Here is a 21,189-nt window from a genome sequence, read left to right on the forward strand (position 1 = left end):
CCTGCCAAACCGTCCACTCCATCTGCCTGGCGAAGGCTGAATCCGACACGTGGACGCGTCCGCTATGGCTGAAAAAACCGAAGGAGATCGAATGATTCCGCCCGAGAATTGGTGGCGCGCAAGTCAAGGGTACGCCTCGGAGATCCTTACTCTGCTTGCAGATGCGCCTGACCGAGATGCCCTCTATTGGCGTGGCGAAACATTCTCACGTGGTGACTTGGTCCGTTCCGTGACCGAAGTGTTCTTGGCACTGCGTAAGCGCGGGGTGGGCAAGGGTGACGTAGTAGCGGTTCTTGTCGCATCCAACAGCCCTGAGATGCTCATCGTGCGGTACGCGGTGAATCTCCTCGGCGGCGCCGTGTGCTATCTGCGCACTACCAATCCCGGCACCAGAAGCGCGGCCCTTCCTGTGAAACACCAGATCCAGATGGTGCAGGAAACCGAGGCCGTCACCGTCTACGCCGACGCCGAAGGTGCGGAGCGCGCGACAGAGCTCGCGGAGCGTACCGGGATACCGGTAACGCGACTTCACCACATGGGCCGCAAGGAAGCCGCCCTTGCCGACATCAACGATGTTCCGAAACCCGCGGCATGGGACTCGGGCGCGCTAGCCGTCATCAACTTCACGAGTGGCAGCACCGGACGGCCCAAGGGCATCCGATTGTCCGGCCGTGCGTGGGAAGCCACGATGCGCGCATGGATAGACATCGGCCGTCAACACGATTGTGCCTCGATCCTGCTGTCGACCCCGCTGAGTCACTCCGTCGGCGCGCTGGCAGACGCGGTCTTCGCCTTGGGCGGCACGATCCATCTCCAGGAGAGCTTCGACGCCGAGAAGTTCGTGGACGCCGTCTCCGCGGACAAGGAGATCTCGTGGTCGTTCATGGCGACGACCCACGTCTTCCAATTCGTCGACCATCTGCTTGAGCGGGGAATCCGTGACCCTGAAGGAGTGGCAGCAGCAGGTCTGTCCGGGCTAAAAACTATTGCCTATGGCGGTAGCCCCGCCGCACCCGCCAGAATCGCCCAGGCTTTTGATCTCCTCGGCCCAGTTCTGTCGCAGGGATATGGGACGAGTGAGTCCGGGCACATCACGAACCTGCCACACATGGATCACGGCGACCCGAAACTTGCGGGCACCGTCGGGCGGCCCTTCCCCGGGGCGGAAATCATGGTCTGCAACGCGGACTCGGGTGTGCAGCTGGCGGCAGGTGAGATCGGTCAGGTCCGCGTTCGCTCGGCCCAGATGATGGACGGTTACAACAAACTTCCAGAGTTGACCGCACAGGTCCTCCGGGACGGCTGGTATATCACGGGAGATATCGGATACATCGATGAGAGCGGGTATCTGACTCTCTTGGGGCGGGTGGCCGACGTCATCAAGGTGGGTGGCGTCAAAGTTCATCCCATCGTGCTCGAGGCAGAGATTCTTGCGCACCCGGGTGTCCGGCATGCCGCCGTATACGGCGTGCCGGACGAGGATGGCAGTGAGCATGTCCATGCAGCCCTGGAATGCGACCCGGGGGCGGTGGTCGACGTAGAGGAGATCCGCGCGGGAATTACTGATTCGCTGTCTCCGATCCATGCGCCAGAGAAGATGCACGTGTTGGACGCGCTGCCGATGAACAGCAACGGAAAGCCCGACAAGGTGCTCCTGCGATCGAAATACGTCTAGGGTATCCAGCGTGTTTGAACGCGGAGGAAACGCGTGCCGATACAAATGAGCTTTCAATGATCACCGACGTTGTGACCCGACATGCATCGATCATGCGCGTCAAGATCAACGGAACATATGGGAAGTTCAAGATGGAGGCGGCACCGGGCTCCACGCCCTGAGCGATGTGGCAGGTCATCGCCGGGTACTCGTAGGTATCCACGCCGTACTCACAGTTGCTGTACTCCCTCCCGAACGCCAGGCTCGGGGTGAGGTGCAGCGTGACGTAGACGTCCCGCACGGGCCGGGTGCTGAAGTTCGTGAAGCCGGTCCGGGGCTGCACCGTCCCGCCCGGCCTCACCGGGGTGTTGTGCGGCGCTGTGTCGAGCCGATCGACGATGACGCCCTCGTCCGACACGTTGACGGTCAGCTTCGTCGTGCCCAGGGACACCCCTTCCGCCTCGGTGAACACGCGGACCTCGCCGGAGAAGCCGGGCCGAGCGCCGGACAGCACCTTGAAGGTCAAGAGTGCCGCGCGGTATTCCGCACCAGGCTTGAGATCCTGACCGGGGCCCCAACCCGGCGCCGTCACAGGAGGCACGCGTGCTTCAATCCACGAACAACCCGTGGGCATGGGCCGACGACCCGCACGCAGGAATGTGGTGCCTGACCTTCACCCGAGGCATCACACCCGAGACCGTACTCAGCCGGTACGGAACACATGCACCGGCCGCACGACTGCTCACCCGCCAGCAGGCCGCCCAGCTCAACGACGGCCACCTGCCGGACGGATCAGTGCTGCGCGCGGGGACGCTGGGCGACTGGTCGTTCTGCTTCGAGGACTACGCAGTCATGGGCAAGATGCCAGGCATCCTCGCCGCACTGTCCCACGGCACGGAGACCATCAGCGTCCTGCGGGGCCAAGACGGCATGAACGGCTTCGCGCACTGGCAGGACACACACTGCACCGAACACTTCGAACCCGGCTGCTCACACACCCGACCGGATACACCACACCCCTGGTGGGATGCCGTACAGCAACGCCTCGACACCTCGAACGAGGGAAACCTGGGCCTCGTTTCCGTCCTGGAGGCCGTCACTCGCTATACCAGCGCCGCACTCGACGCCGGCACCCTCAACGGCCCGCTGCTCAGTCTGCGGCTCGACGAAGGAAGCCGTACCCCCGATCCACCAACCCGGCACAGCTCTAACGCCCCGCGACCACCGGGACGCATGCTGGGGCGGCCCCCGCTACCGACAACTCCACCACCGTCCGCCAGACGACGCGCCCGCGGTGTCCGTCTCAACCAACGCACCTACGACACCGACAGCGACAGTTCCCAGGACTCCTGAAATCGCAACTACCGCTTCAGCGCTCGGTAGCGCTTCTGAAGAGTGGTGATCCTGTCAGGATCAGCACGGCTGTTCAGCTCTGCCAGCAAGTCGTCGGGGCAGAGTTCGTAGAGGTCGCCCCACCAGCGGCGCCCCTTGTTGTCGAAGATCCGGTATCCGCCCGGCACTCCGCGCGCTACGTACCGCCGTTTGCTCACGCCGCCCCTCCCACTGTTGGTTTCCCTGGTCAGCAAAGCAGCCCGGTTCGCAGAGTACGACTGCATTGACCTACCACTCTCCCCAGCCTCCATGCCGGGCGTCGTCAGTGCGGGCGTGGTTCATGGCGCCCAGGTGGAGCACCCCTGTAAATACAGCAGCGCGGCGCCCGTCAGGCCAGCGCCCACCCCTGAGGGCGCCCGTACCGGGGAGGCATGGTCGGACCACAGCCAGCTCACCTCTCTGACCGTCGGCGGAAAGACGTCCGGCCAGTACGGCTCCACCGACCAGAGCGAACGTATCCGCCTGGGCGACACCTACTTGCACAACGGGCCCATCGGCCTCGCTGGGGCCTCAACTGCGGGCGTGGACACGGGATTTGTCCGCGAGCCCGGGGGCACGCTGAACTCCATGACCCGTAGCTGCAAAGCGTACTACTACCTCACCGACGCCATCGGCTCCGTCATCGGCGTGGCCGACGAGCCCGGTACGAAGGTGAACACGTACTCCTACAGCCCGCGCGGCGTCAGCCGCGCCACCACCAGCGAAGAAGTCGTCCAGCCCTACCAGTTCGCCCGGCCGGCATCGTCCGGATGTAGGAGAAGGCGCTGGTGATGTCGTTCGGTGCCATCGGAATGAGCGGCGCGGTGATGGTGTTCTCAGGCATGACAGCTCCTCACGTACGGGCCGCCCCGCTGTTCTCGGCGGCCTCGGAGCCGGTGCTCAAGTCGCGGCCCTGTGGGCAGAGTCCGGCCGCTGACGGGGTGCCATCTGACCGAGTCGTCGCAGATCAGTCGGCCGTGTCAGTGTTCGGTCGCATACTGACGGCCATGCAGATATCGGCGTACACACTCAAGCGGGCCTAGCACGAGGTGGCCGAGGGCTCTGAGCGGGCGGTTCGTAAGTTGATGTCCGTTCCAGGCTGGGTTACTGCTTCTTGCTGAAGGTGCGGACCAGGCGCTTCAGTTCGGCCGGCTCCAGCGCTTCCACCTCCCACTGCACCGGACGGCGGGGGCGAAGCCGTCCATCGAAATTCGAGACGCTGCCGCCTGCGTCCCGCGACGCCGCTTCTTCGCTCGGTCGACCGCTCCATCTCAGGGCCAGAGCAGAGCCAGTGTCCACCACAGTGCAAGGGCGAACAGGATGAGAAACAGCACTGCTTGAACGGCAACCGTGATCCAGAGCTGGTGCTGCCAGGCGAACCAGATGACCAGTACCGGCAAGGCCAGCGCCGCAGTCGCCACGGTCAAGGCCATAACCCACTCGCCAGGGCTCGTACGGGTGAAGTCCCCGCCGGACAGGCTCGCTGCCACAATCCGGCCGATCGCCAAGCCGCCGAGCAGATAGACCGCGAACCCCGTCGGGACCATCAAGGCCAAGTCTGTCCACTTGAATCTCACACAATGAGCGTGCTCCTGCCGACGGGAGCACGCCTGAGTAGCAATACCTAAATACTGCCGCGAGGCACGTGGCAGTCGCTCCTGTCGTCAGAGAGACGACCTCCTTCGGCATGCCGATGGGCATCGTCCTACTCGCGACGCCGGAAGACTGGCGCCACAGCGTCCTCACCGTGGACCGGGCACCGTTCCGTCAGCGGCCACCAGGGCCGTTACTCGATGCGGGAGATCGTGAACTCGATCCTTTACCAGTCCCGGACCGGCTGTCAGTGGGCTCTCCTGCCGAACGACCTGCCGCCGAAGAGCGCGACGTACTACTACTTTGCCGCCTGGCGGGGCGACGGCACCGACCAGCAGATCCATGAACTCCTGCGCTGTCAGGTGCGGGGAGAGGAACCGGAGGTTGGAGGACCCGACCCTGGTGATCCTTGACACCCAGAGTGTCCGTGCGGCCACCGGGGTTCCCGCACTCACGACCGGCAGGGATCCCGCGATCAGCGTTGCTGCCGTTGCCCGCCGAGCGGATGTCTCCCGCACCTTCCTCTACGACAACGCCGAGGCCAGAGTCGCAGTTGCCGCCGCGATGGACCAGGACGGCGAACGCCGATCCCGCTCGCTTGCCGAACAGGACGACGGACGCGAGGCGGCCTGGCGCGAACGCGCCCTGAACGCCGAGGAAGCCCTCAAGGCCGCTCACGCCGAGATCCTCACTCAGCGCACCAGAACCGGCGAACTCCTAGGCCGAATACGCGATTTGCAGGCCGAATGGACTGAGGAAGCCATGCAACGGATCACCACCGAGAACACCACCCTCAAGCAGCGCGTTCGTCAGCTCACCACCGACAACCGCACCCTCGACGAGCGACTCAAAGCTGCCCGATCCAGCCTCCGGTTCCAAGACCGGCGTGTCGCCGACCTCGAAGCGCAGCTCGCAGCTCTGCCTGGATGACTCGCGACGCCGTGTCCGAACCACACCGGTTCCCTGTCTGAACACGATGCATCGGGCGGGGCGAATGACGCGCTGGGTCTGCTGTTTCTGGGACGAAGAGTAGATCTGGTTCTACTTCGAACTCGACGCCGACGGTCAGGTACTCCGCCAAGTCGGGCTCCAAGAGCCTGGGCTGACTCCCCTTGCGGCAGCATCGCTTGACGAGTGGCGTAGAGCCCAGGATTCAGGCGGCCTGACGGAATGCGAGGCCAAGTACGGGATGACCGCCGAGCTGCCCTTCCAGGAATGGGAGGGACACGACCCCAGGTGGCTGTCGTCCGAGGACTTCGAAGGCGTCTGGACCGCTGCCCGCGAACAGATCGAGCGGCGTTCCCGCTGACCCTGCGAAACCCTGAACCGACTGGCTCCGGTGACCAAGTCGAGAGCCACCCTACGGACACCTCCAGAGGGTGGCCTGTCGCCGTCGCGGACATGTGGCTTTTGAATCGCCGCAGTTCAGAGTCGGTATCCGAGCTCCTGCGGTCGGTGAACCGGAGGAAGCCCACGACCTGCTGCGCCTGCTGCAACTGATCGCCGCCGGGGGACAGGATGAGCTGGTCCGGGAGGTCCACTGGTTCGCCCGCGAGATCGCCGCCCGCATCCCCTCGGAGAGCTGAGCACAAGACCGCGCCGGACCTGCGAATGGCGGGAACGTACCCCGGCAGTCCGCTCGGAGGGCAGGTTGCGGCCTCCCGGCCACACGTGTTGACGCTCCGCTGAGAGACCATCACAGCCCGGCGCGTACGACCCGAAGCTCGACGTCGACTTCATACCGCTGCGCGAGCAGGACCTGACGGTTGCGGGCTCGGCCAGGCCGCCTGACCGACTGCGAGCCTCCTTGTGTGAGCGCTGGCGGTACAGGCGAAGCGGCGCCGAAGCTCCCTGTAGCTTCGGACGCCCTTCGTGGCCGGCCTCGGGGCTGGTGACCGGGGGGACGTGGTAGGCGTGGCAAGTGACCAGCCGGTTCGCCGCGGTGCCGGAGATGTGAGCGCACTGTTCACCGGCTGGGGCGGCGAGCCGGCGACCTGCCGCGTTGGTGGGGTCAGGGGTTGGTGGTGACCTCGAAGCCTGCGCCGTAGACGTCGGCGGGGTCGGCGGCGTCGCGGGCTCGCAGGTCGGCGAGGATGTTGGCCGAGCTGGTGTAGACGTAGGGCGGGAAGCCGAGGATGCGTGCCTTGGTGATGCCGGCCCAGGGCCCTTCCGCGTGGAAGCCGTTGGCCTCGGACGGGTAGGCGGTGCCCGGCACGTGCCAGATGGTCGGGCCGCCGGAGTCTCCGGCCTCGTGGGGGGCGTGGGACTGGTAGATGCCGTTTGAGTTGTTCGTGATACGGCCGTACCAGACACCCATCTGGCCAGAGACCACAAGTTCGTTGTTGTCGAAGAGGCCGGCGCCCAGCAGACGCTCGTCGGCGCGTGCGGGGCTCAGGGCGTTCGGGCTGGGCGGTCCGCCGGGGACCTCCAGCTGCCCGGTCTGTTTCAGGGCCGGCCCCTGCGATGAGGGCGTGACCTCCGGGACCAGTTCAATGATCATGTAGTCCTTGGTCGGGTGTCCCGTCATCGAGCCTTCGGGGCTCTTGAAGTACCGTACGTACCCGATCGGGCCGAATGCGAAGTCCCCTCGGTCGTAGACGGGGTAGCTGTTCTCGTGGATCTCGCGATCGGCGATCGGACCGCCCCCGCAGTGGCCCGCCGAGATGGCGATCTTGCGCCCGTAGTCGTCCGTGCCCACCGTGCCGATCGTGCAGAAGGCGTCGGGATTGGACGGATCGGCTATCTGCATGGCGTTGTGGACGCGCTTGACCGCCTTGGCCCCGTCCTGCGCCTGGGCGATTCCGGCGCCGGTGCCTAGCGTCGCGATGGCGGCGAGGGCAGCCACGGACGCGGAGAGGACACGCAGGCGTCTGAGTCGGAACATGCACGATTCCTGTCTGTCTGGAGGCGAGAAGCCCTCGGTCGCGGGTCCCGGCCGGTCGGTCCGGGCAGCAGGGGAATGCTCGTACGGCGGACGTGGGTTCGGTGCCGCTTTGGGCGGCACTGGCGCATTCCCGCCCATACGGTGGCCTGGAACTTTGGCCGCCGCCACGGGTACTGGAGGCAGTCGTAATTGACCGGAAGAGGGCCGGGTGGCACGTTCGGATGCCTGCCGCAGTAGAGGCCGGATCCACTGCGGCGGAGCCTCTACGGTGATCACCGCGACCTGCGGCGGGGCATTCCGCCCGTCGGAGTGAGGTGTACGTAGGCACTGCGGCAGTGCTGGACGGGCGGGCTGGGCGTGAAGATCAAACCAGTGAGCGAACTCGGGAGCGGGGGCGCGCTCCGGTCGCCGCGCGCCTGGATGGTGCCCCTGTCCGCCCCGCCGTCGTCGTACACCGTGGCGGTCGAGCGGTATCTCACTGGTGCGGGCATCGCGAAGTCGTCCGCGCGGATCTACCGGGTCTCGCTGACGACGTGGGGGTGGGTACGGGCAGCGGGAGAAGGTGCTGACCACGTTGGCCGACGATATGGATCTGGAGATCCCCGAGGTCCTCACCGGCAGCTTCCACCCGTCGCGGCCTGGAGCGTCGGCGCTGCATCGACGGGCCCTTTACGCGGTGATCATGCAGGCATACGTGCACGGCGTCTCCGGTCGCCAGGCTGCGGGCCGTTGGCGTAGAGGCTGGGGGAATCCCGGTAAGTCCTCCACATAGGAGCCGGTGTGGGCGGGTGCGTCGGCAAGCATTCCGGCGATCTCGGGGTTGAGCTCGTTGCGGCGTCGGTGCAGCTCCTTGATCTTCTCGTGCAGTTCGGGATCGTCGTCATCGCGGACGTCGAAGATGTCCAGGCGCTCCTCCACCTCGAACTGAGCTGGACCTTTCCTCTCGCTCGCTCTCACCCGGTACCCGGCCAGGGTTGACACTGTTGGCTATGAGCATTAGCTTTTAGCTAGTCACGTTAGCTCATAGCTATTGCACTTAACGAGCAGGGAGATGTCATGGCTGAGCTTGTCTCCGTCCCGGGCGGCACCATCGCCTACGAGGCCGCTGGGGAAGGCCCGCTGGTCGTCCTGGCCCACGGCATGGGGGACAGTCGCGCGGCGTACAGGTTCGTCCTGCCGCGTCTGGTGGCGGCGGGGTATCGCGTGGCCGCGGTCGATCTGCGGGGCTGTGGTGAATCGAGCGCGCAATGGCCTTCCTACTCGCGCACCGACATCGCGGGCGATCTGCTCGCGGTGATCCGCCACATCGACAGCGGTCCGGCCGTCCTGGTGGGCCACTCGATCTCCGGCGGCGCCGCCACCATCGCGGCCGCCCAGGATCCCGATCTGGTCAGAAGCATCATCGAGCTGGGCCCCTTCACTCGCGCGCAGTCGATCAAGCTCGGCGACTTCCGCTCGAAGAGCTACCGCAAGGGCGCCTTCCGGCTGCTCGGCGCCAGCCTGTTCGGAAGGGTGGGGCTGTGGTCCCGCTATCTCGACCACGCCTACCCGGGCCGCAAGCCGGCCGACTGGACCGACCGGCTGGCCCGCATCGAGGAGATGCTGGGCGAACCTGGCCGGATGCGGGCGCTGCAGAAGATGGGGCAGTCGGCGCCGACTGACGCTGGCGCGCAGTTGGGCAACGTACGGTGCCCCGCCCTGATCGTGCAGGGCTCGCTGGACCCCGACTGGGTCGATCCGCGCGCCGAGGGCGAGGCGATCGTGGCTGCGATGCCGGCCGGTGTCGGAGAGCTCGCGGTGGTCGAGGGAGCTGGCCATTACCCGCACGACCAGTACCCTGAGGAGACGGTGTCTTTGATGCTGGCCTTCCTGGAAGCACACGCCCGTGCCTAGGGCGGGCCTCGATACGAGCGCCGTCGTCGCGGCGGGAGCAGCCCTCGCCGACGAGGTCGGTCTGTCGGGTCTGACCATGGGGCTGGTGGCCGACAGGCTCGGCGTACGGCCGCCGTCCCTGTACAAGCACGTCGGCTCCCTGCACGAGCTGCGGCACGGCATCTCCATCCTGGCCAAGCGTGAGTTCGCCCATCAGCTGGCCCGGGAGTCCGTCGGCCGTTCCGGCCCTGACGCGGTCCGGGCGTTCGCCGACAGCTACCGCCACTGGGCCCTGGAGCATCCCGGCCGCTACGCCGCCACCGTCCCCGCTCCGGTGGCCGGTGACGAGGAGGACCGCCGCGTCAGCGAAGAGGTGTTGCAGGTTCTGCTCGACGTCCTCGCCGGTTTCGGCCTGCCCGACGCGCGCGTGGTCGACTCCGCACGCGCCATGCGATCAGCACTCCACGGGTTCGTCACCCTTGAGGCCGCCGTCGGCTTCCAGATGCCCCGCGACGTCACGCGGAGTTTCCACTTCCTCGTCGACACCCTGATCGCCGGCTTCCAGGCCGACCCTCCTGACCGCGCCTCCGAAGGATGACATGGCCGCCACCGATCCCTCCCCATCCCCTCCACAGGCATCAAGCACCGTGAGGACCAGGACGCAACGGCCGGGGCACGACTATGTCCGCGGCGGCGTGCGCGTGGCCGCTGAGGTAATTGCCTGGGTGTGCACCCCCTGGGCCCTGTGGCCGCACTCCGTCCCGCTGGCGATCGGCGCCGTCCTGCTGCTGATCGGGCTGCCTGCCGTCTTCAGCACCCCGGGCGACCGGCCCGGCGCAGACGCGCCCGTCGCGGTGCCGGGCATCGTCACCATCTTGCTGGTCGTGCTCCATCTGGTGGCGGCGACAGCGTCTGCGTGGGCGCTGTGGGGGACGTGGATCGCCGCAACGGTGACCGTCCTGTGCCTGGTCGTGCCGTTTACCGAGCTACCGCGCTGGCGAGCTCTACTGAGCGCGCCCCGCGATCAGACTGAGCGCCCAGCGCGCAGGTGACCCCGCAGACCTGGGCTCTGTTCTGCGCTACGGGCGTGACCTGTGCCCTGCTTTGCACTGTGGGGACGAACTGTGGGGACGATTTGGGCCCCGGCCGGGCCATCGTCCCCCCAGCAAGTCTGGCACCGCTGGTAGGGCGCCACGCTTTCCGCGGGGCCGGGCCGCAGGGGTAGGGGGACCTGAGTAGAGCCCGTGTGGAGGCCGCTGATCTCCTTCCTCTGACGATGTCCTCGTCTGGTTCCCCGTCCGCGTTGACCTTGGGGTCAGGTCCTCAGGCAGGAACTCGGGATCCGGTTCCCAGTTCGCGTAGAAGTCTTCCCAGGGGGTCGTCGAGGACGACCTCGTTACTGAGGTCACCCACTTCCCAGAACTCGTCGTTCTCCACCTCGAGGCCGCATGCGGAGCAGGTGCGTGACAGTGGCGAGCACGACCTCGCGCTTCTTCGCCGCCAGGTGACCGTAGCGCTGCTGGAAGACCCCGCGCGCCTTGGCAAGCTTGCTCTCCAGCTGGATGCGGGCAGCCCGGACGCGCTCCTCGATCTTCCGGTTGTGCAGGGAAAGGGAGCTGCCCCAGTAAACGTCGGGAGCGATGTTCAGCTCTGTGAGCAGCGGGTCGATCAGGCGGAGGCATGTGGTGAAGACCGTCCGCACCTCGGCGACGTCATGGACACCGCTATGAGCGACGTCGTTGCGCGCGTTCGCGACCGGCTCGAGCGCCTGCTTGTCGATCGGTATCTTCTTGCGAAGGATCTGGTGCACCCGGGCATGGGCATCCACCAGCCCGATGGTCTTCGCCTGGCTCGCGGGGACGGAGGCATGCGCGGCGCCCACCTGCTCACCGACCGCGCCATCGGCGAGAAGCAGACCGGACTCCAGCACTCCCGCGCTCATGGACCGGCACGACAGCCCGCCGGCGTGCATACAACAGGACGACCGTGAGCGTATGCGGTGCAACGCCGGCACCCAGGAAAGGAGAGTGGTACATGCGAACCGACGTCAAGCTGGATCGTCTCAATGAGCGCCTGCTTGCAGAACTGCTGCAGGCAGCCGTCACGGACGCCGATCCGTTGGAGGTCATGCCACCCGTCGAAGGACTGAGCGGCTGGATACCTGAGCGCCGGACCGCGTTCGTACGGTTTCACCAGTCGCGTTCCCTCTCGGCCGACCCCGTGGAGGCGACCTTCGTCATCACCGTCGCAGGGCGGGTCGCAGGGGCTGCGCGCCTGTGCCCCCTGGGTGAGCCGGGTACCGCGGAGGCCGGCGTGTGGATCGGCCGGTCTCACCGCGGTACAGGTGTGGGCACCGCCGTTCTCGACCTCCTCCTGGACAGAGCCAGCACGGAGGGCTTCACCACGGTGTTTGTGAGCACTACGCCCGACAACGCAGCAGTGAGGTCTCTTCTATCCGCAAGGGGCGTCGACCTCGTACCCGACGGCAACGTACTCACGGCGCACATAGACCTCGGTGCCAGCTGGCAGAGCCCGTAGAGGGTTCTCGGCGGACAGGGGCTCCCGCCCGCGCCGAGCGCCATCGCCCTGGCCGCCGGTCAGTTGATGCCTCAACTCAGCCCGATCGGCCGGCTCGGTGCGCGGGAAAGCCGGTCCTGTCTACCCGCCCCTCTCGTCGCTGCCCGTCCACCGCGCCAACCGTCCACGGCGAGCGCCGGAGGTCCCCAGGACCCGCCGCCTCCTCCGCCGGCATTCCCGCCACTGCCGCTGCCGCTGCTGAATCCTCCCCGCCACCACCGCTGTTGCTGCTGGAGGAGGGCGGAGGGACGTTGGACGCTACTGAGGTGGTGATCATGCTCAGGGCGACGCCGGGGAGGAATCCGGAGGAGGTCGAGCGGGGCCGGACCACGGCCGTCGAACCGCCACCGCCCCGTCCCAGGTGTGCGCCGCATTCAGTGCCACCGCCCACGCGGTGTACAACTCCAGCCGTTCCGCATCCATCGGTCCGTCGTCGGTCAGTGCGGGCGGGTCGGCGAAATAGCGCTGGAACGCCTCCGTCTGCAGCCGCCGCTCGGCGCCCTGCGGGCTGCGGCTGAGCAGTTCCCAGGAGGGCAGCCACAGCGCGAGGCCGACTCCCACGGCGATCAGGCCCAGCAGGAGGACGATCCGGCCGGACGGCCGCCGGTCGCCGCCGAAGTAGGCGCCGAGGTAGGCGCCGACGGCCGTCGTGACGAATCCGAGCAGGGCGGCGGCGATGCCGACGGGGCGTGCGAGGCGGGCACGGTTCGCGGCGTGGTCGTCCCACAGGTCGCTGAAGGCCTGCCAGTCCGCCGGCTCGCGGTGAAGGATCTGCCAGCCCGACCTGAAGTAGGTGTCGCGCAGGCCCAACGTGACCGAGTCGCGCTCCGAGAAGATCGTGCCGAGGACGGAGCGGGCGACGCGACCGTCCTGCGGGTCTACCAGCTCGTCCGGCGCGTCGGCCGGCTCGCGCCGCCTTAGGACAGGATTCTCCGTCGTCCCCGCGATGATGATGCGTCCGTCGATCGCGGCACCGAGGAACCAGGCCACCAGATGGTGGCTCTCCACGCGTTCGGCGAGCAGGATTCCGCCCTTCGCCGGGGCCAGGCCTTCCGGAGGCACCGAAGACACAGGGGGGCCTGGCGGCAGAGTGGCGGGCGAAGATGCGTCGCGTCCGGCCGGGCGTATCCCCGGGCGTATCCCCGGGCGTTCCTGCGGCGGCCCGGTCGCGCCCCAGGGCGACTATCTCTGCGCCCACCCACATCGTGTCGACGCGTTCCACGTTCCTGGCCCACCGGAAGAGCGCGACGATGCCGCTCAGCACCAAGACCGCGAAAAGGATCGCGATCGAGGCACCGCTCACGGTTCGCCACGAACCGGGCACCACGTGACGACGCCGAAGCCCTGCCTGGGGGACGCGTAGGCGAACTCTGTGGTCCGCACTCGGAGGGACGAGACAGGGCATACCAGGCTGCCAACCAGCGCGCCGTGACTGCAAGCCGGAATGTTGCATCAGGTCAGGATCGAACGGGTATGCGGGTACTGGAGGTCGGGTCCGGCGGTTGTCGGCCGAACTGCTCAATCGCGCTTTGAAGCGGCGTCGGTCACAAGCTGCCACATCTCATAGTTTCCGCATTCTGCCGTGATCTCAGCCGTCGCCTGAGCCGCCGCGAAGAAGTCGTCGGCCAGCGGCGAGGTGCGCGACGCTGCCATCGCGACGAACACCTGGTCGGGCGCCAGATCCGGGACGGGCACGTACCTGATGTCCGGCCGTGAGTAGAACACGGTCTCCGAGCGCCCCACGAACGAGATGCCACGGCCGGCCGCGACGTGCTCGAGCTTCTCCTCCACCCCGCGCACCCGGAGCCCGGAGTCGGGGAGCGGACGCCTCGTGGGCTGCGTGCTCGGGTCGGCATGCCAGATCAGCGGTTCACCGGCCAGGTCCGCCTCGGTGACCTCCTCCTTGCCCGCCAGCGGGTGGCCCGCGGGCAGCGCCACCATGAGCGGCTCGGTATAGAGAGGGGTCAGGCGCAGGCCGGTCTCGTCGACCGGCAGCCGCACAAAACCGACGTCGACGCGGCCGTCGAGCAGCATAGGGACCTGGTCGTCCCATTCCATGCGCTGCACGTCCACGACCACGTCCGGATGGCGGCCACCGAACTCCCACGCCGCGGGGATGACCGGGATCCCAGCCCGGAAACCGACCACCAGTCGCCGGCCGCCACGGGCAGCCGCGGTCACCCGGCGCCCCATCGGCAGCACCATCGCGCGGCTCACCGTCGAGGCCGGCCACCAGGTCGTGCTCAGCAACTCGCGCGGCCCGGGGACGCTCGCGGACACGGTCGCGAGACTGGGGCCGCGGGCCTCCGCGGCGACGAGCGAGGAAGCCGCGGCGGCCGGTGACATCGTCGTGGTCACGGTGCCGGTCACGGCCTTCCCCGACGTTCCCGCCGCGCCACTGGCGGGAAAGACGGTCATCGACACGTGCAACTACGGCCCCGAGCGTGACGGGCACATCCCCGAGCTCGACGATGGGTCGCTCACCTCGAGCGAGCTGCTGCTGCGGTACGTCCCGGACGCCGGGCTCGTGAAGGTCTTCAACACCATCTACTTCAAGCACCTGCTGTCACTCGCCCGCCCGGCGGGGGCGGCCGACCGGTCGTACCTGCCGATCGCCGCGGACTCCGCGTCGGCGAAGGCGGCGGTCACCGACTTCATCGACTCCATCGGGTACGGCGTGGTGGACGCGGGAGCGCTGGCCGACAGCTGGCGGCAGGCGACGGGCACACCGGTGTGGGGCGCCCCTTATGGGCCCTATTCGGACGAGAAGGGCCGGCCCGCCGGCGACGACGTCATCCGCACGGCGCTGGCCACCGCGACGCGTTAACCGCGAGTCGACGCGGGCCGCAGTGTGACCCTGGCCGTGTCGTGACAGGCGCTGTCGCACGATGAGCACGTGAGCACGTGAACACGCGCACACGCGCACACGCGCACACGCGCACACGCGCACGACCAAGAGGGGCACATGACCGACCACCCGCCGCTGCTCGCTGTGACCGATGCGGAACTCGAAGACCTGCGCGCCCGGCTGCGCGCCACCCGGTGGCCCACCCGGTGGCCCGTCGATGGCTGGGAAGCGGGCGCCGACACCACTGAGATGCGACGCCTGGCGCAGTACTGGGCCACAGGCTATGACTGGCGCACCCACGAGGCACGGATCAACGCGCTGCCGCACCACACGGCCGCCATCGGCGGCACGCCCGTCCATTACCTCCGGTTCGACGGTGAGCGACCGGGCGCCCTGCCGATCGTGCTGACCCACGGCTGGCCCAGCACCTTCCTGGAGCTCACCGACCTCGCCCGGCGGCTCGCGGAGCCGTCGAAGCACGGCCGCGACGCGTCCGACGCGTTCACGGTCGTCGTCCCCTCGCTGCCCGGCTACGCCTTCTCGCCGCAACGCCCGGACCTCCCGCCGACGCTCCAGACCCACCAGATCTGGCACCGCCTCATGCGGGACGAGCTCGGCTTCGACCGGTACGCCGCCCACGGCGGGGATCTCGGCGCGGGGATCACCTCGCGCCTGGGTGAGGCCTACCCGAAGTCGCTGGTCGGCATCCACCTGCTCGCCGTCGCCGCACCCCAGTGGTACGAGGCCGCCGGCCTCACCCCGGACGAACAGGCCTACCTCGCCCAGGTCGCCACCTGGAGCGCGGAGGAGGGCGGCTACCAGCACCAGCAGAACACCCGGCCGCTCACCCTGGCCCACGCCCTGTCCGACTCTCCGACCGGCCTGCTGGCCTGGATCGTGGAGAAGTACCGCGCCTGGAGCGACTCGGGCGGCGACCTGTCGTCCCGGTTCACCGACGACTTCGTCCTCACCCAGGCGTCCCTGTACTGGTTCACCGGCACGATCTCGACGTCGTTCCGGCCCTACTACGAGTACGCCCGCGGCCTGACCCGGCGCGTCGAGAAGGTCGACGTGCCCACCGCCGTCGCCGTCTTCCCCGCCGACCTCACCCAGCCCCCGCGCTCCTGGGCCGAACGCACCTACAACATCACCCGGTACACGTCGATGCCGCGCGGCGGACACTTCGCCGCCCACGAAGAGCCCGAACTGCTCGCCGACGACATCACCGAGTTCTTCCGCCAACTGCGCTGAGACCGACCCGGCAGCAGTCCAGGAGCGGTCCGGCCGCGCTGCTCACGGCCGCACCGGCCGCGACCGCTGTGCACGGGCGCCGCCATACGCCGCCCTCAGGCCACCAGACCGCTGCGGTACGCGTGGACCACCGCCTGCACACGGTCCCGCAGGCCGAGCTTGGCCAGGAGGCGCGACACATACGTCTTGACGGTCTCCGGGCTGATCACCAGCGTTGCGGCGATCTCACCGTTCGACAGGCCCTGGGCGATCAGGCGCAGCACCTCGAGCTCGCGCGGCGTCAGCCCGGTGTCGGCAGCCGCGATTTCGACGGGGCGGATCCGCGCCGCGTACCGGCCGACGAGCCGCCGGGTCACCTCGGGCGCCAGCAGCGCATCCCCGGTCGCGACCGTGCGGATGCCGTTCAGGAGCTGCGCCGCCGGGGCGTCCTTGAGCAGGAACCCGCTGGCCCCCGCGCGCAGCGCCTCGTAGACGTACTCGTCGAGGTTGAACGTCGTCACCACGAGCAACTTGACGGGGCGCGCCACCCCGGCGCCGGCGAGCAGGCGGGTCGCCTCGATGCCGTCGAGCACCGGCATCCGGACGTCCATCACCACGATGTCCGGGTTCAGTCGCCCCGCGAGGTCGACGGCGGCCCGCCCGTCCTCGCACTCGCCGACCACCTCGAGGTCGGGCTGGGCGTCGATGATCGTCGCGAAGCCGGTGCGGATCAGCGCCTGGTCGTCGCAGACCAGGACCCGGATCGGCGCACTCATGACCGGCTCCCTGTGGGGATGCGCGCCAGGACGACGAATCCGCCGTCGGCCCCGCGGTCCGCGGCGAAGTCGCCACCCAGGGCGCCCACCCGTTCCCGCAGCCCGATGAGCCCCCGGCCGCTCCCGCCGGGCGAGCGCGGGCGGGCGCCGGCGCGGGCCTGCTCAGGTCCGGTCCCGGCAGTGCTGATCTCCACGGTGATCTCCCGCTCGTCGTAGCGCACGCCGACCGCCGTCGGGCTGCCGTGTGCGTGCTTGAGGGCGTTCGTCAGGGCCTCCTGCACCACCCGGTGGGCGACCAGCTCGGCGCTCCCGGCGGATTCCGACGGCGTGCCCTCCTCGGTGAGCTCTATCGGCTGCCCGGCCTGACGGGTCTGTTCGACGAGCGTGTGCAGGTCCCGGAGGAAGGGTGCTCGGGCCGAGCCGTCGTGGTCCGGGTCGAGCAGGTCCAGAAGGTTCCGGAGGTCGCCGATCGCCCGCCGGCCTGTGCCGGAGACCGCGTTCAGCGTCTCGTCGAGCCGGTCGGGGGAGTCTGTCAGGTACCTGGCAGCCTCCGTCTGCACGACCATCGCCGTCACGTGGTGCGTCACGACGTCGTGCAGTTCGCGGGCGATCCGCGTGCGTTCCGCGGAGCGGGTCTCCTCTACGACCCGCAGGCGCCGTTCGGTCTCGACGGCCCGGGTGGAGCGCAGCCAGGAGCCGACGGCGCACACGAGGACCAGCACCAGGTAGAACTCCAGGTATCCGTCCGCCCGCTCGGCTCCGCCGACCAGGTCTATCGCGAGCGCCAGCACCGCGTAGGCACCCGAGAGGAGGATCGAGACCGTGCGGCGACGGCGTTCCAGGTGGGCACCCGCGCTCAGCAGCGCGACAGCGAGGCCGGCGCCCGCGAGCGTGTGGTAGCCCCGGAGCTGGTCGAGGGCGAAGCCGAGGAACACCAGACGAGGCAGGCCGCCGGCCACCGCCGGCGAACGGCGAGCGGGAAGCACTGGAGGACGATCGCGACGACGACGAGCGCGTCGAAGGGACGGGTCGGCAGCGCGCCGACCTCCGTCCCCAGCCCGTGGTACGCCGGTACGAACGATGCGACCGCCGGCAGCAATGCGAGCGGCAGGTCCCGGACCGTGACGTCGAGCTGTCGCCATCGGTCCGGGACCCGCTGGAGTTCGCTCACCGGGAGAGCGTAGCGGCCACGTGCACCCGGGCCGGGCGGCGGACGGGGACCACGTGACCACGCCGGTAGGCCAGCCACATGAGCATGCCGGTGGCCAGCACGCCGAACACCACCGCGAAGACACTGCCCTCCGGTCCGAAGTCGCCGCCGGTGACCAGCGCGGGACCCGACATCGTCGCGTCCAGCAGGCCCTGCGGGGTGTCGCTGCCGGACACCTCGGTGCTGAAGATGGCGCTCGCGGCGATGTTCCAGCCGAAGTGCAGACCGATCGGCACCCACAGTTTGCGGGTGGCGATGTACGCGGCGGTCAGCATCCCGCCTGCCTCGATGGCGATGGCGATGGCACCCCACAGGGTGGCGTTGGCGTTGAGCAGGTGGATCAGGCCGAAGAGCGTGCCGGTCAGGACGAGAGCGATCCAGGTTCCGGTCCCTCGTTCGATGTGCCGGAACAGGACGCCGCGGAAGACCAGTTCCTCGGTCACGGCGGCGCCCGCCATGATTCCGAGCAGGCTGACGGCGCTCGACGGCGTGCCCAGGCCGTGGACCGTGTAGTCACCGAAGAAGGCGATGTTCGCGATGACTGTCCCGAACAGCGCGATGCCGAGCAGGGTGCCCCGGGTGATTCCGGCACCTGCTCTCTTCAGCGACACCTCGACGGAGGCCCGGTGCTCGGTTCGCCGCACCACCCAGCCGTAGACCAGGACCGCGACGATGGCCGTCAGCAGGCCGGCGACGAGCGCAAGCGCGGGGGTGTCCTTCACCGCGGCCGTGCCCAGATTGCCGAGGATCCAGACTGCCGCGACCGCCAAGAGTTGCCATATCAGACGCATGATGACTCCTTCGTGAGAAGCCGTGGCGGGAGCGCCGCAGGCCACCCCGAACGCTATGGATCCACCCGCCCGAAATCGTCACCGCACGGTGGACATTCGCAGGTAGCTCGCACGGGGGACAGGCGGGGACCCGCTAAACGCTCGGCAGTATGTTGTTCGCCTGCTGGATGAGGTCGTTCCCCCGGCCGGACGCGTAATGGCCAACGCGACGACGGCCACGCGCCGTTGAGGGTCGAAGCCGGTGAAAGCCGTGCAGCCGTGGGTGCCGCCCGCAGGAGTTCGGGACGGGCCGTGTGCCGTGTCGCGCCGTCCGGGTCGAGCAGCGCTTCGGTGAAGGTCAGCAGATCGCGCACGCTGGAGCGGACCGCCCCGGCCACGGGCATGCCGGGGATGCTGAACGGCGGCCGGGGGCGGCCGTGCCAGTACCCGGTGACGACCGTACGGCCGGAAAACGGGTTCGGTGCTGGCGGGCGGGTCAGGCGGCGGGCAACGCGCTGGCCAGCGAATTCAGGGCTCCGTGGAGAGCAGCGTGCAGGACCGCCGCGATCCGCCGGGCCCGCTCCTCGCCCGCGATGTCATACAGCACGGTGTGACCCGGCCCCGCTGGCCCGGGTCCGGTACGCGCCTCGCGCCGGTCCCGGAGGCGGTCGATGGCTTCGCTCACGGCGGCGGCCGCGGGCGCGCTGACGGTGTGACCGGGCGCCGCGGTGCCGGCGTCGGTCTTCACCGTCCAACGCTGCCCGCTGCGGGCGACGCAGACGAAGCTCCTACGGTCCGCCGGGCGGCCCGGCGGAGGTGCTCAGGAGGCGTTGACCGCGTTCCCCGAGGCGGTCTTGCCCTCACTGCGGTCGACCACGGCGATCACCTCGACCGGCGCACTGTGCAGCGCGACCCAACCGTCCTCGGGGGCATCGGACCCCTTGGTGAGGTACTTGGCCTTGATGCGGACGACCACGACGCCTCGCGGTCCCTGCCGACTGAACTGCCGTGCGATGTAATTCGCGGTCGTGAACTCCGGGAAACTCCTGCCCTTGGTGGCCTGCACCGCAGCCTGCTCAACAGTGGGCGCGGGGGTGGCGGAGTCGGAGGCGGCGCCGCCGGCCGAACTCTGCTGCTGCATCGCCCGAATCTTCGCCATATCGTCACCCCGGCACAGCGTGACCACCGTCTCACCGCCCTCCGCAACCGCGGCCTCCACGGCGCTCTCGGACGTGAGTGCCGGCAGCTGCTTCTCCACGGCGCTGAGGTCGTCCTCCGAGCTGTAGTCGGAGTCGCTCTCGGTGAGGGTCGTCGGGTTAGTGGCCAGTTCCATGCGCTGCACGGAGGTCGCGCCCGCCGCTGCAACGCCCCCGGCTGTGGTCTCGTCCCGCATGGCCCGCAGCGCGGGCACCGGGCCCGTCATCACCTGCCGGGCGGTGTCCTCCGCCTGGCGTTCGGCCCAGTCCGAGGGGTCGGACACGCGCAGGCCCGAACCGTTGTCCCTACCCGGCACGACACCCCGGCTCTGCTGAATGACATGGGTCAGCTCATGGGCGAGGGTGTGCTTGTCCCGGCCGTCCCACACCACGTGAGAGCCGGAGGTGTACGCCTTCGCGCCGATCTCCGCCGCCGAGTCCATGGCCGCGGAGTCGGTGTGGACGCGCACCCCGCCGAAGTCGGCACCGCCGTGCCGGGCCTCCATCTCCTCGCGCACCGGCGCGTCCAGCGACCGCCCCGACGAACGCAGCACCTCGTGCACGGCCGACCGGCTCTGCACGACCTGGTCGTGGCCGCAGCCCGCCGCGTGCACGTGCCGCTCCTCCTCCACGGCACGGCACACGGCCGCGTTGCCGACCGAGCGCTGAAGTGCCAGCATCCGCTGAGCCGGGGGGACGGGCACGGCGGCACGGCGGTCCTTGTCCTGTTCAGCGGCCCGCTGGGCAGGTGTTCGGTGTGCATGCACGACGATCCCCTTCACGCTGGACGACTGATCTTCCAGCTCTACCGGACCGCTCAGGGTGGCGGAAGGTCAGTGGGGGCAACCTCGGGGCAGTCGGTGAACTGCCCTCACGGTCACGGTGGATGCCCCCCGCGTGGGCGCCGGAGGCCGTTCCGGGGACCGCCGCACGCGCGTGAGAATCCCGGTCAAGAAACGCTTGAGGTGCGCAATCGGCAGTTCGGCAGGCGCCCGTTATAGGCGAAGAGTCCGCCGATACCACCAGGACCACACTGATCAGGACGGTCATGGACCTGCCCGATCCAGACTGGACGATGCCGAAGCTCCTCACATGGACTACTTCGCCACCCGCCGGGGCGGGGCAGACCGTCGTCGGCGGCGGCCACCTTGGCTTTGGCCACCTTGGCTTTGGTCACCTTGGCTTCGGCGAGCGCCCGGTAGAGCCAG

General features: G+C 68.6%; 21 protein-coding genes and 4 pseudogenes. 13 read left to right on the plus strand and 12 right to left on the minus strand.

From position 1 onward, the window contains the following. Positions 1 to 91 precede the first annotated feature (91 nt). Entirely contained in the window at positions 92 to 1,675 is a 1,584-nt protein-coding gene (locus ACZ45E_RS37800; protein ID WP_468230493.1) for a class I adenylate-forming enzyme family protein, read from the plus strand. 582 nt (positions 1,676 to 2,257) lie between these two features. Beyond that, positions 2,258 to 3,007, plus strand: coding sequence for a DUF6461 domain-containing protein (locus ACZ45E_RS37805; protein ID WP_468230494.1), 750 nt, complete (start codon positions 2,258 to 2,260; stop codon positions 3,005 to 3,007). An 8-nt stretch (positions 3,008 to 3,015) separates the two neighbouring features. On the opposite strand, the gene ACZ45E_RS37810 is transcribed toward ACZ45E_RS37805, so the two are convergent. After that, positions 3,016 to 3,204, minus strand: a complete 189-nt coding sequence (locus tag ACZ45E_RS37810) for a hypothetical protein (RefSeq protein ID WP_468230496.1) — start codon at positions 3,202 to 3,204, stop codon at positions 3,016 to 3,018. A gap of 178 nt (positions 3,205 to 3,382) precedes the next feature. Between ACZ45E_RS37810 and ACZ45E_RS37815 the strand changes: the two are divergent. After that, positions 3,383 to 3,778, plus strand: a pseudogene (locus ACZ45E_RS37815) (RHS repeat-associated core domain-containing protein); the annotation flags it as partial. 518 nt (positions 3,779 to 4,296) lie between these two features. On the opposite strand, the gene ACZ45E_RS37820 reads toward ACZ45E_RS37815, so the two are convergent. After that, positions 4,297 to 4,602, minus strand: coding sequence for a hypothetical protein (locus tag ACZ45E_RS37820; RefSeq protein ID WP_468230499.1), 306 nt, complete (start codon positions 4,600 to 4,602; stop codon positions 4,297 to 4,299). A gap of 180 nt (positions 4,603 to 4,782) precedes the next feature. Between ACZ45E_RS37820 and ACZ45E_RS37825 the strand changes: the two are divergent. The 3 genes and pseudogenes from ACZ45E_RS37825 to ACZ45E_RS37835 all read left to right on the plus strand — a co-directional run. After that, a pseudogene (locus ACZ45E_RS37825) lies at positions 4,783 to 5,087 on the plus strand (transposase); the annotation flags it as partial. A gap of 5 nt (positions 5,088 to 5,092) precedes the next feature. Beyond that, complete coding sequence (locus tag ACZ45E_RS37830) at positions 5,093 to 5,548, plus strand: hypothetical protein (protein WP_468230546.1); 456 nt, start codon at positions 5,093 to 5,095, stop codon at positions 5,546 to 5,548. A gap of 473 nt (positions 5,549 to 6,021) precedes the next feature. Further along, the gene (locus ACZ45E_RS37835; RefSeq protein WP_468230501.1) at positions 6,022 to 6,204 is read left to right on the plus strand and encodes a hypothetical protein; all 183 of its coding nucleotides are present in this window, start codon (positions 6,022 to 6,024) and stop codon (positions 6,202 to 6,204) included. A 425-nt stretch (positions 6,205 to 6,629) separates the two neighbouring features. Here ACZ45E_RS37835 and ACZ45E_RS37840 read toward each other — a convergent pair whose 3' ends face one another. Next, on the minus strand, positions 6,630 to 7,502 hold the full coding sequence (locus ACZ45E_RS37840) for a hypothetical protein (protein ID WP_468230504.1): 873 nt from the start codon (positions 7,500 to 7,502) through the stop codon (positions 6,630 to 6,632). A gap of 586 nt (positions 7,503 to 8,088) precedes the next feature. On the opposite strand from ACZ45E_RS37840, the pseudogene ACZ45E_RS37845 reads away from it, so the two are divergent. Beyond that, a pseudogene (locus tag ACZ45E_RS37845) lies at positions 8,089 to 8,163 on the plus strand (hypothetical protein); the annotation flags it as partial. A gap of 8 nt (positions 8,164 to 8,171) precedes the next feature. On the opposite strand, the gene ACZ45E_RS37850 reads toward ACZ45E_RS37845, so the two are convergent. Further along, positions 8,172 to 8,420: a hypothetical protein gene (locus ACZ45E_RS37850; protein ID WP_468230552.1), complete on the minus strand. Its 249-nt coding sequence runs from the start codon at positions 8,418 to 8,420 to the stop codon at positions 8,172 to 8,174. Between the two features lie 138 nt (positions 8,421 to 8,558). On the opposite strand from ACZ45E_RS37850, the gene ACZ45E_RS37855 reads away from it, so the two are divergent. Genes ACZ45E_RS37855 through ACZ45E_RS37865 form a run of 3 tightly spaced genes read left to right on the plus strand, consistent with a single transcriptional unit; the run spans position 8,559 to position 10,426 of the window. Then, the gene (locus ACZ45E_RS37855) at positions 8,559 to 9,395 is read left to right on the plus strand and encodes an alpha/beta fold hydrolase (RefSeq protein WP_468230506.1); all 837 of its coding nucleotides are present in this window, start codon (positions 8,559 to 8,561) and stop codon (positions 9,393 to 9,395) included. Further along, complete coding sequence (locus ACZ45E_RS37860; protein ID WP_468230509.1) at positions 9,388 to 9,972, plus strand: TetR/AcrR family transcriptional regulator; 585 nt, start codon at positions 9,388 to 9,390, stop codon at positions 9,970 to 9,972. The genes ACZ45E_RS37855 and ACZ45E_RS37860 overlap by 8 nt, the downstream gene beginning before the upstream one ends. Before the next feature lies 1 nt (position 9,973). Beyond that, on the plus strand, positions 9,974 to 10,426 hold the full coding sequence (locus ACZ45E_RS37865; RefSeq protein ID WP_468230512.1) for a hypothetical protein: 453 nt from the start codon (positions 9,974 to 9,976) through the stop codon (positions 10,424 to 10,426). A 353-nt stretch (positions 10,427 to 10,779) separates the two neighbouring features. Here the strand turns inward: ACZ45E_RS37865 and ACZ45E_RS37870 are convergent, their stop codons facing one another. Next, on the minus strand, positions 10,780 to 11,316 hold the full coding sequence (locus ACZ45E_RS37870) for a hypothetical protein (protein WP_468230514.1): 537 nt from the start codon (positions 11,314 to 11,316) through the stop codon (positions 10,780 to 10,782). Between the two features lie 92 nt (positions 11,317 to 11,408). Here ACZ45E_RS37870 and ACZ45E_RS37875 point away from each other — a divergent pair, with 92 nt between their 5' ends. Then, positions 11,409 to 11,912 carry a GNAT family N-acetyltransferase gene (locus ACZ45E_RS37875; RefSeq protein WP_468230517.1) on the plus strand — a complete coding sequence of 168 codons (504 nt, stop codon included), beginning with the start codon at positions 11,409 to 11,411 and terminating at the stop codon, positions 11,910 to 11,912. 318 nt (positions 11,913 to 12,230) lie between these two features. Here the strand turns inward: ACZ45E_RS37875 and ACZ45E_RS37880 are convergent, their stop codons facing one another. Both ACZ45E_RS37880 and ACZ45E_RS37885 read right to left on the minus strand, forming a co-directional pair. After that, complete coding sequence (locus ACZ45E_RS37880) at positions 12,231 to 13,013, minus strand: DUF2207 family protein (protein WP_468230519.1); 783 nt, start codon at positions 13,011 to 13,013, stop codon at positions 12,231 to 12,233. 456 nt (positions 13,014 to 13,469) lie between these two features. Then, a complete protein-coding gene (locus tag ACZ45E_RS37885; protein ID WP_468230521.1) occupies positions 13,470 to 14,156 on the minus strand; it encodes a LysR family substrate-binding domain-containing protein in 687 nt (228 codons plus the stop codon). Here ACZ45E_RS37885 and ACZ45E_RS37890 point away from each other — a divergent pair. Together ACZ45E_RS37890 and ACZ45E_RS37895 are read left to right on the plus strand one after the other, a co-directional pair. Further along, positions 14,068 to 14,778 (plus strand): NADPH-dependent F420 reductase, encoded by a 711-nt coding sequence (locus tag ACZ45E_RS37890; protein WP_468230523.1) that lies wholly within the window; start codon positions 14,068 to 14,070, stop codon positions 14,776 to 14,778. The two genes, ACZ45E_RS37885 and ACZ45E_RS37890, sit on opposite strands and share 89 nt — an antisense overlap. Positions 14,779 to 14,916: 138 nt before the next feature. Beyond that, positions 14,917 to 16,050: an epoxide hydrolase family protein gene (locus ACZ45E_RS37895; RefSeq protein ID WP_468230526.1), complete on the plus strand. Its 1,134-nt coding sequence runs from the start codon at positions 14,917 to 14,919 to the stop codon at positions 16,048 to 16,050. Positions 16,051 to 16,145: 95 nt separating this feature from the next. On the opposite strand, the gene ACZ45E_RS37900 is transcribed toward ACZ45E_RS37895, so the two are convergent. The 5 genes and pseudogenes from ACZ45E_RS37900 to ACZ45E_RS37920 form a co-directional block, all read right to left on the minus strand. Then, positions 16,146 to 16,805 carry a response regulator gene (locus tag ACZ45E_RS37900; RefSeq protein WP_468230530.1) on the minus strand — a complete coding sequence of 220 codons (660 nt, stop codon included), beginning with the start codon at positions 16,803 to 16,805 and terminating at the stop codon, positions 16,146 to 16,148. Beyond that, positions 16,802 to 17,976 (minus strand): annotated as a pseudogene (locus ACZ45E_RS37905) (sensor histidine kinase). Before ACZ45E_RS37905 ends, ACZ45E_RS37900 begins: the two are co-directional and overlap by 4 nt. After that, positions 17,973 to 18,806 (minus strand): lysostaphin resistance A-like protein, encoded by an 834-nt coding sequence (locus ACZ45E_RS37910; protein ID WP_468230533.1) that lies wholly within the window; start codon positions 18,804 to 18,806, stop codon positions 17,973 to 17,975. The pseudogene ACZ45E_RS37905 and the gene ACZ45E_RS37910 overlap by 4 nt, the downstream one beginning before the upstream one ends. A 475-nt stretch (positions 18,807 to 19,281) precedes the next feature. Further along, a complete protein-coding gene (locus tag ACZ45E_RS37915; RefSeq protein ID WP_468230535.1) occupies positions 19,282 to 19,533 on the minus strand; it encodes a hypothetical protein in 252 nt (83 codons plus the stop codon). A gap of 72 nt (positions 19,534 to 19,605) precedes the next feature. Continuing rightward, positions 19,606 to 20,748, minus strand: coding sequence for an eCIS core domain-containing protein (locus ACZ45E_RS37920; protein WP_468230538.1), 1,143 nt, complete (start codon positions 20,746 to 20,748; stop codon positions 19,606 to 19,608). Between the last annotated feature and the right edge of the window lie 441 nt (positions 20,749 to 21,189).

It is taken from the genome of Streptomyces sp. NPDC030991 (genome assembly GCF_055571235.1).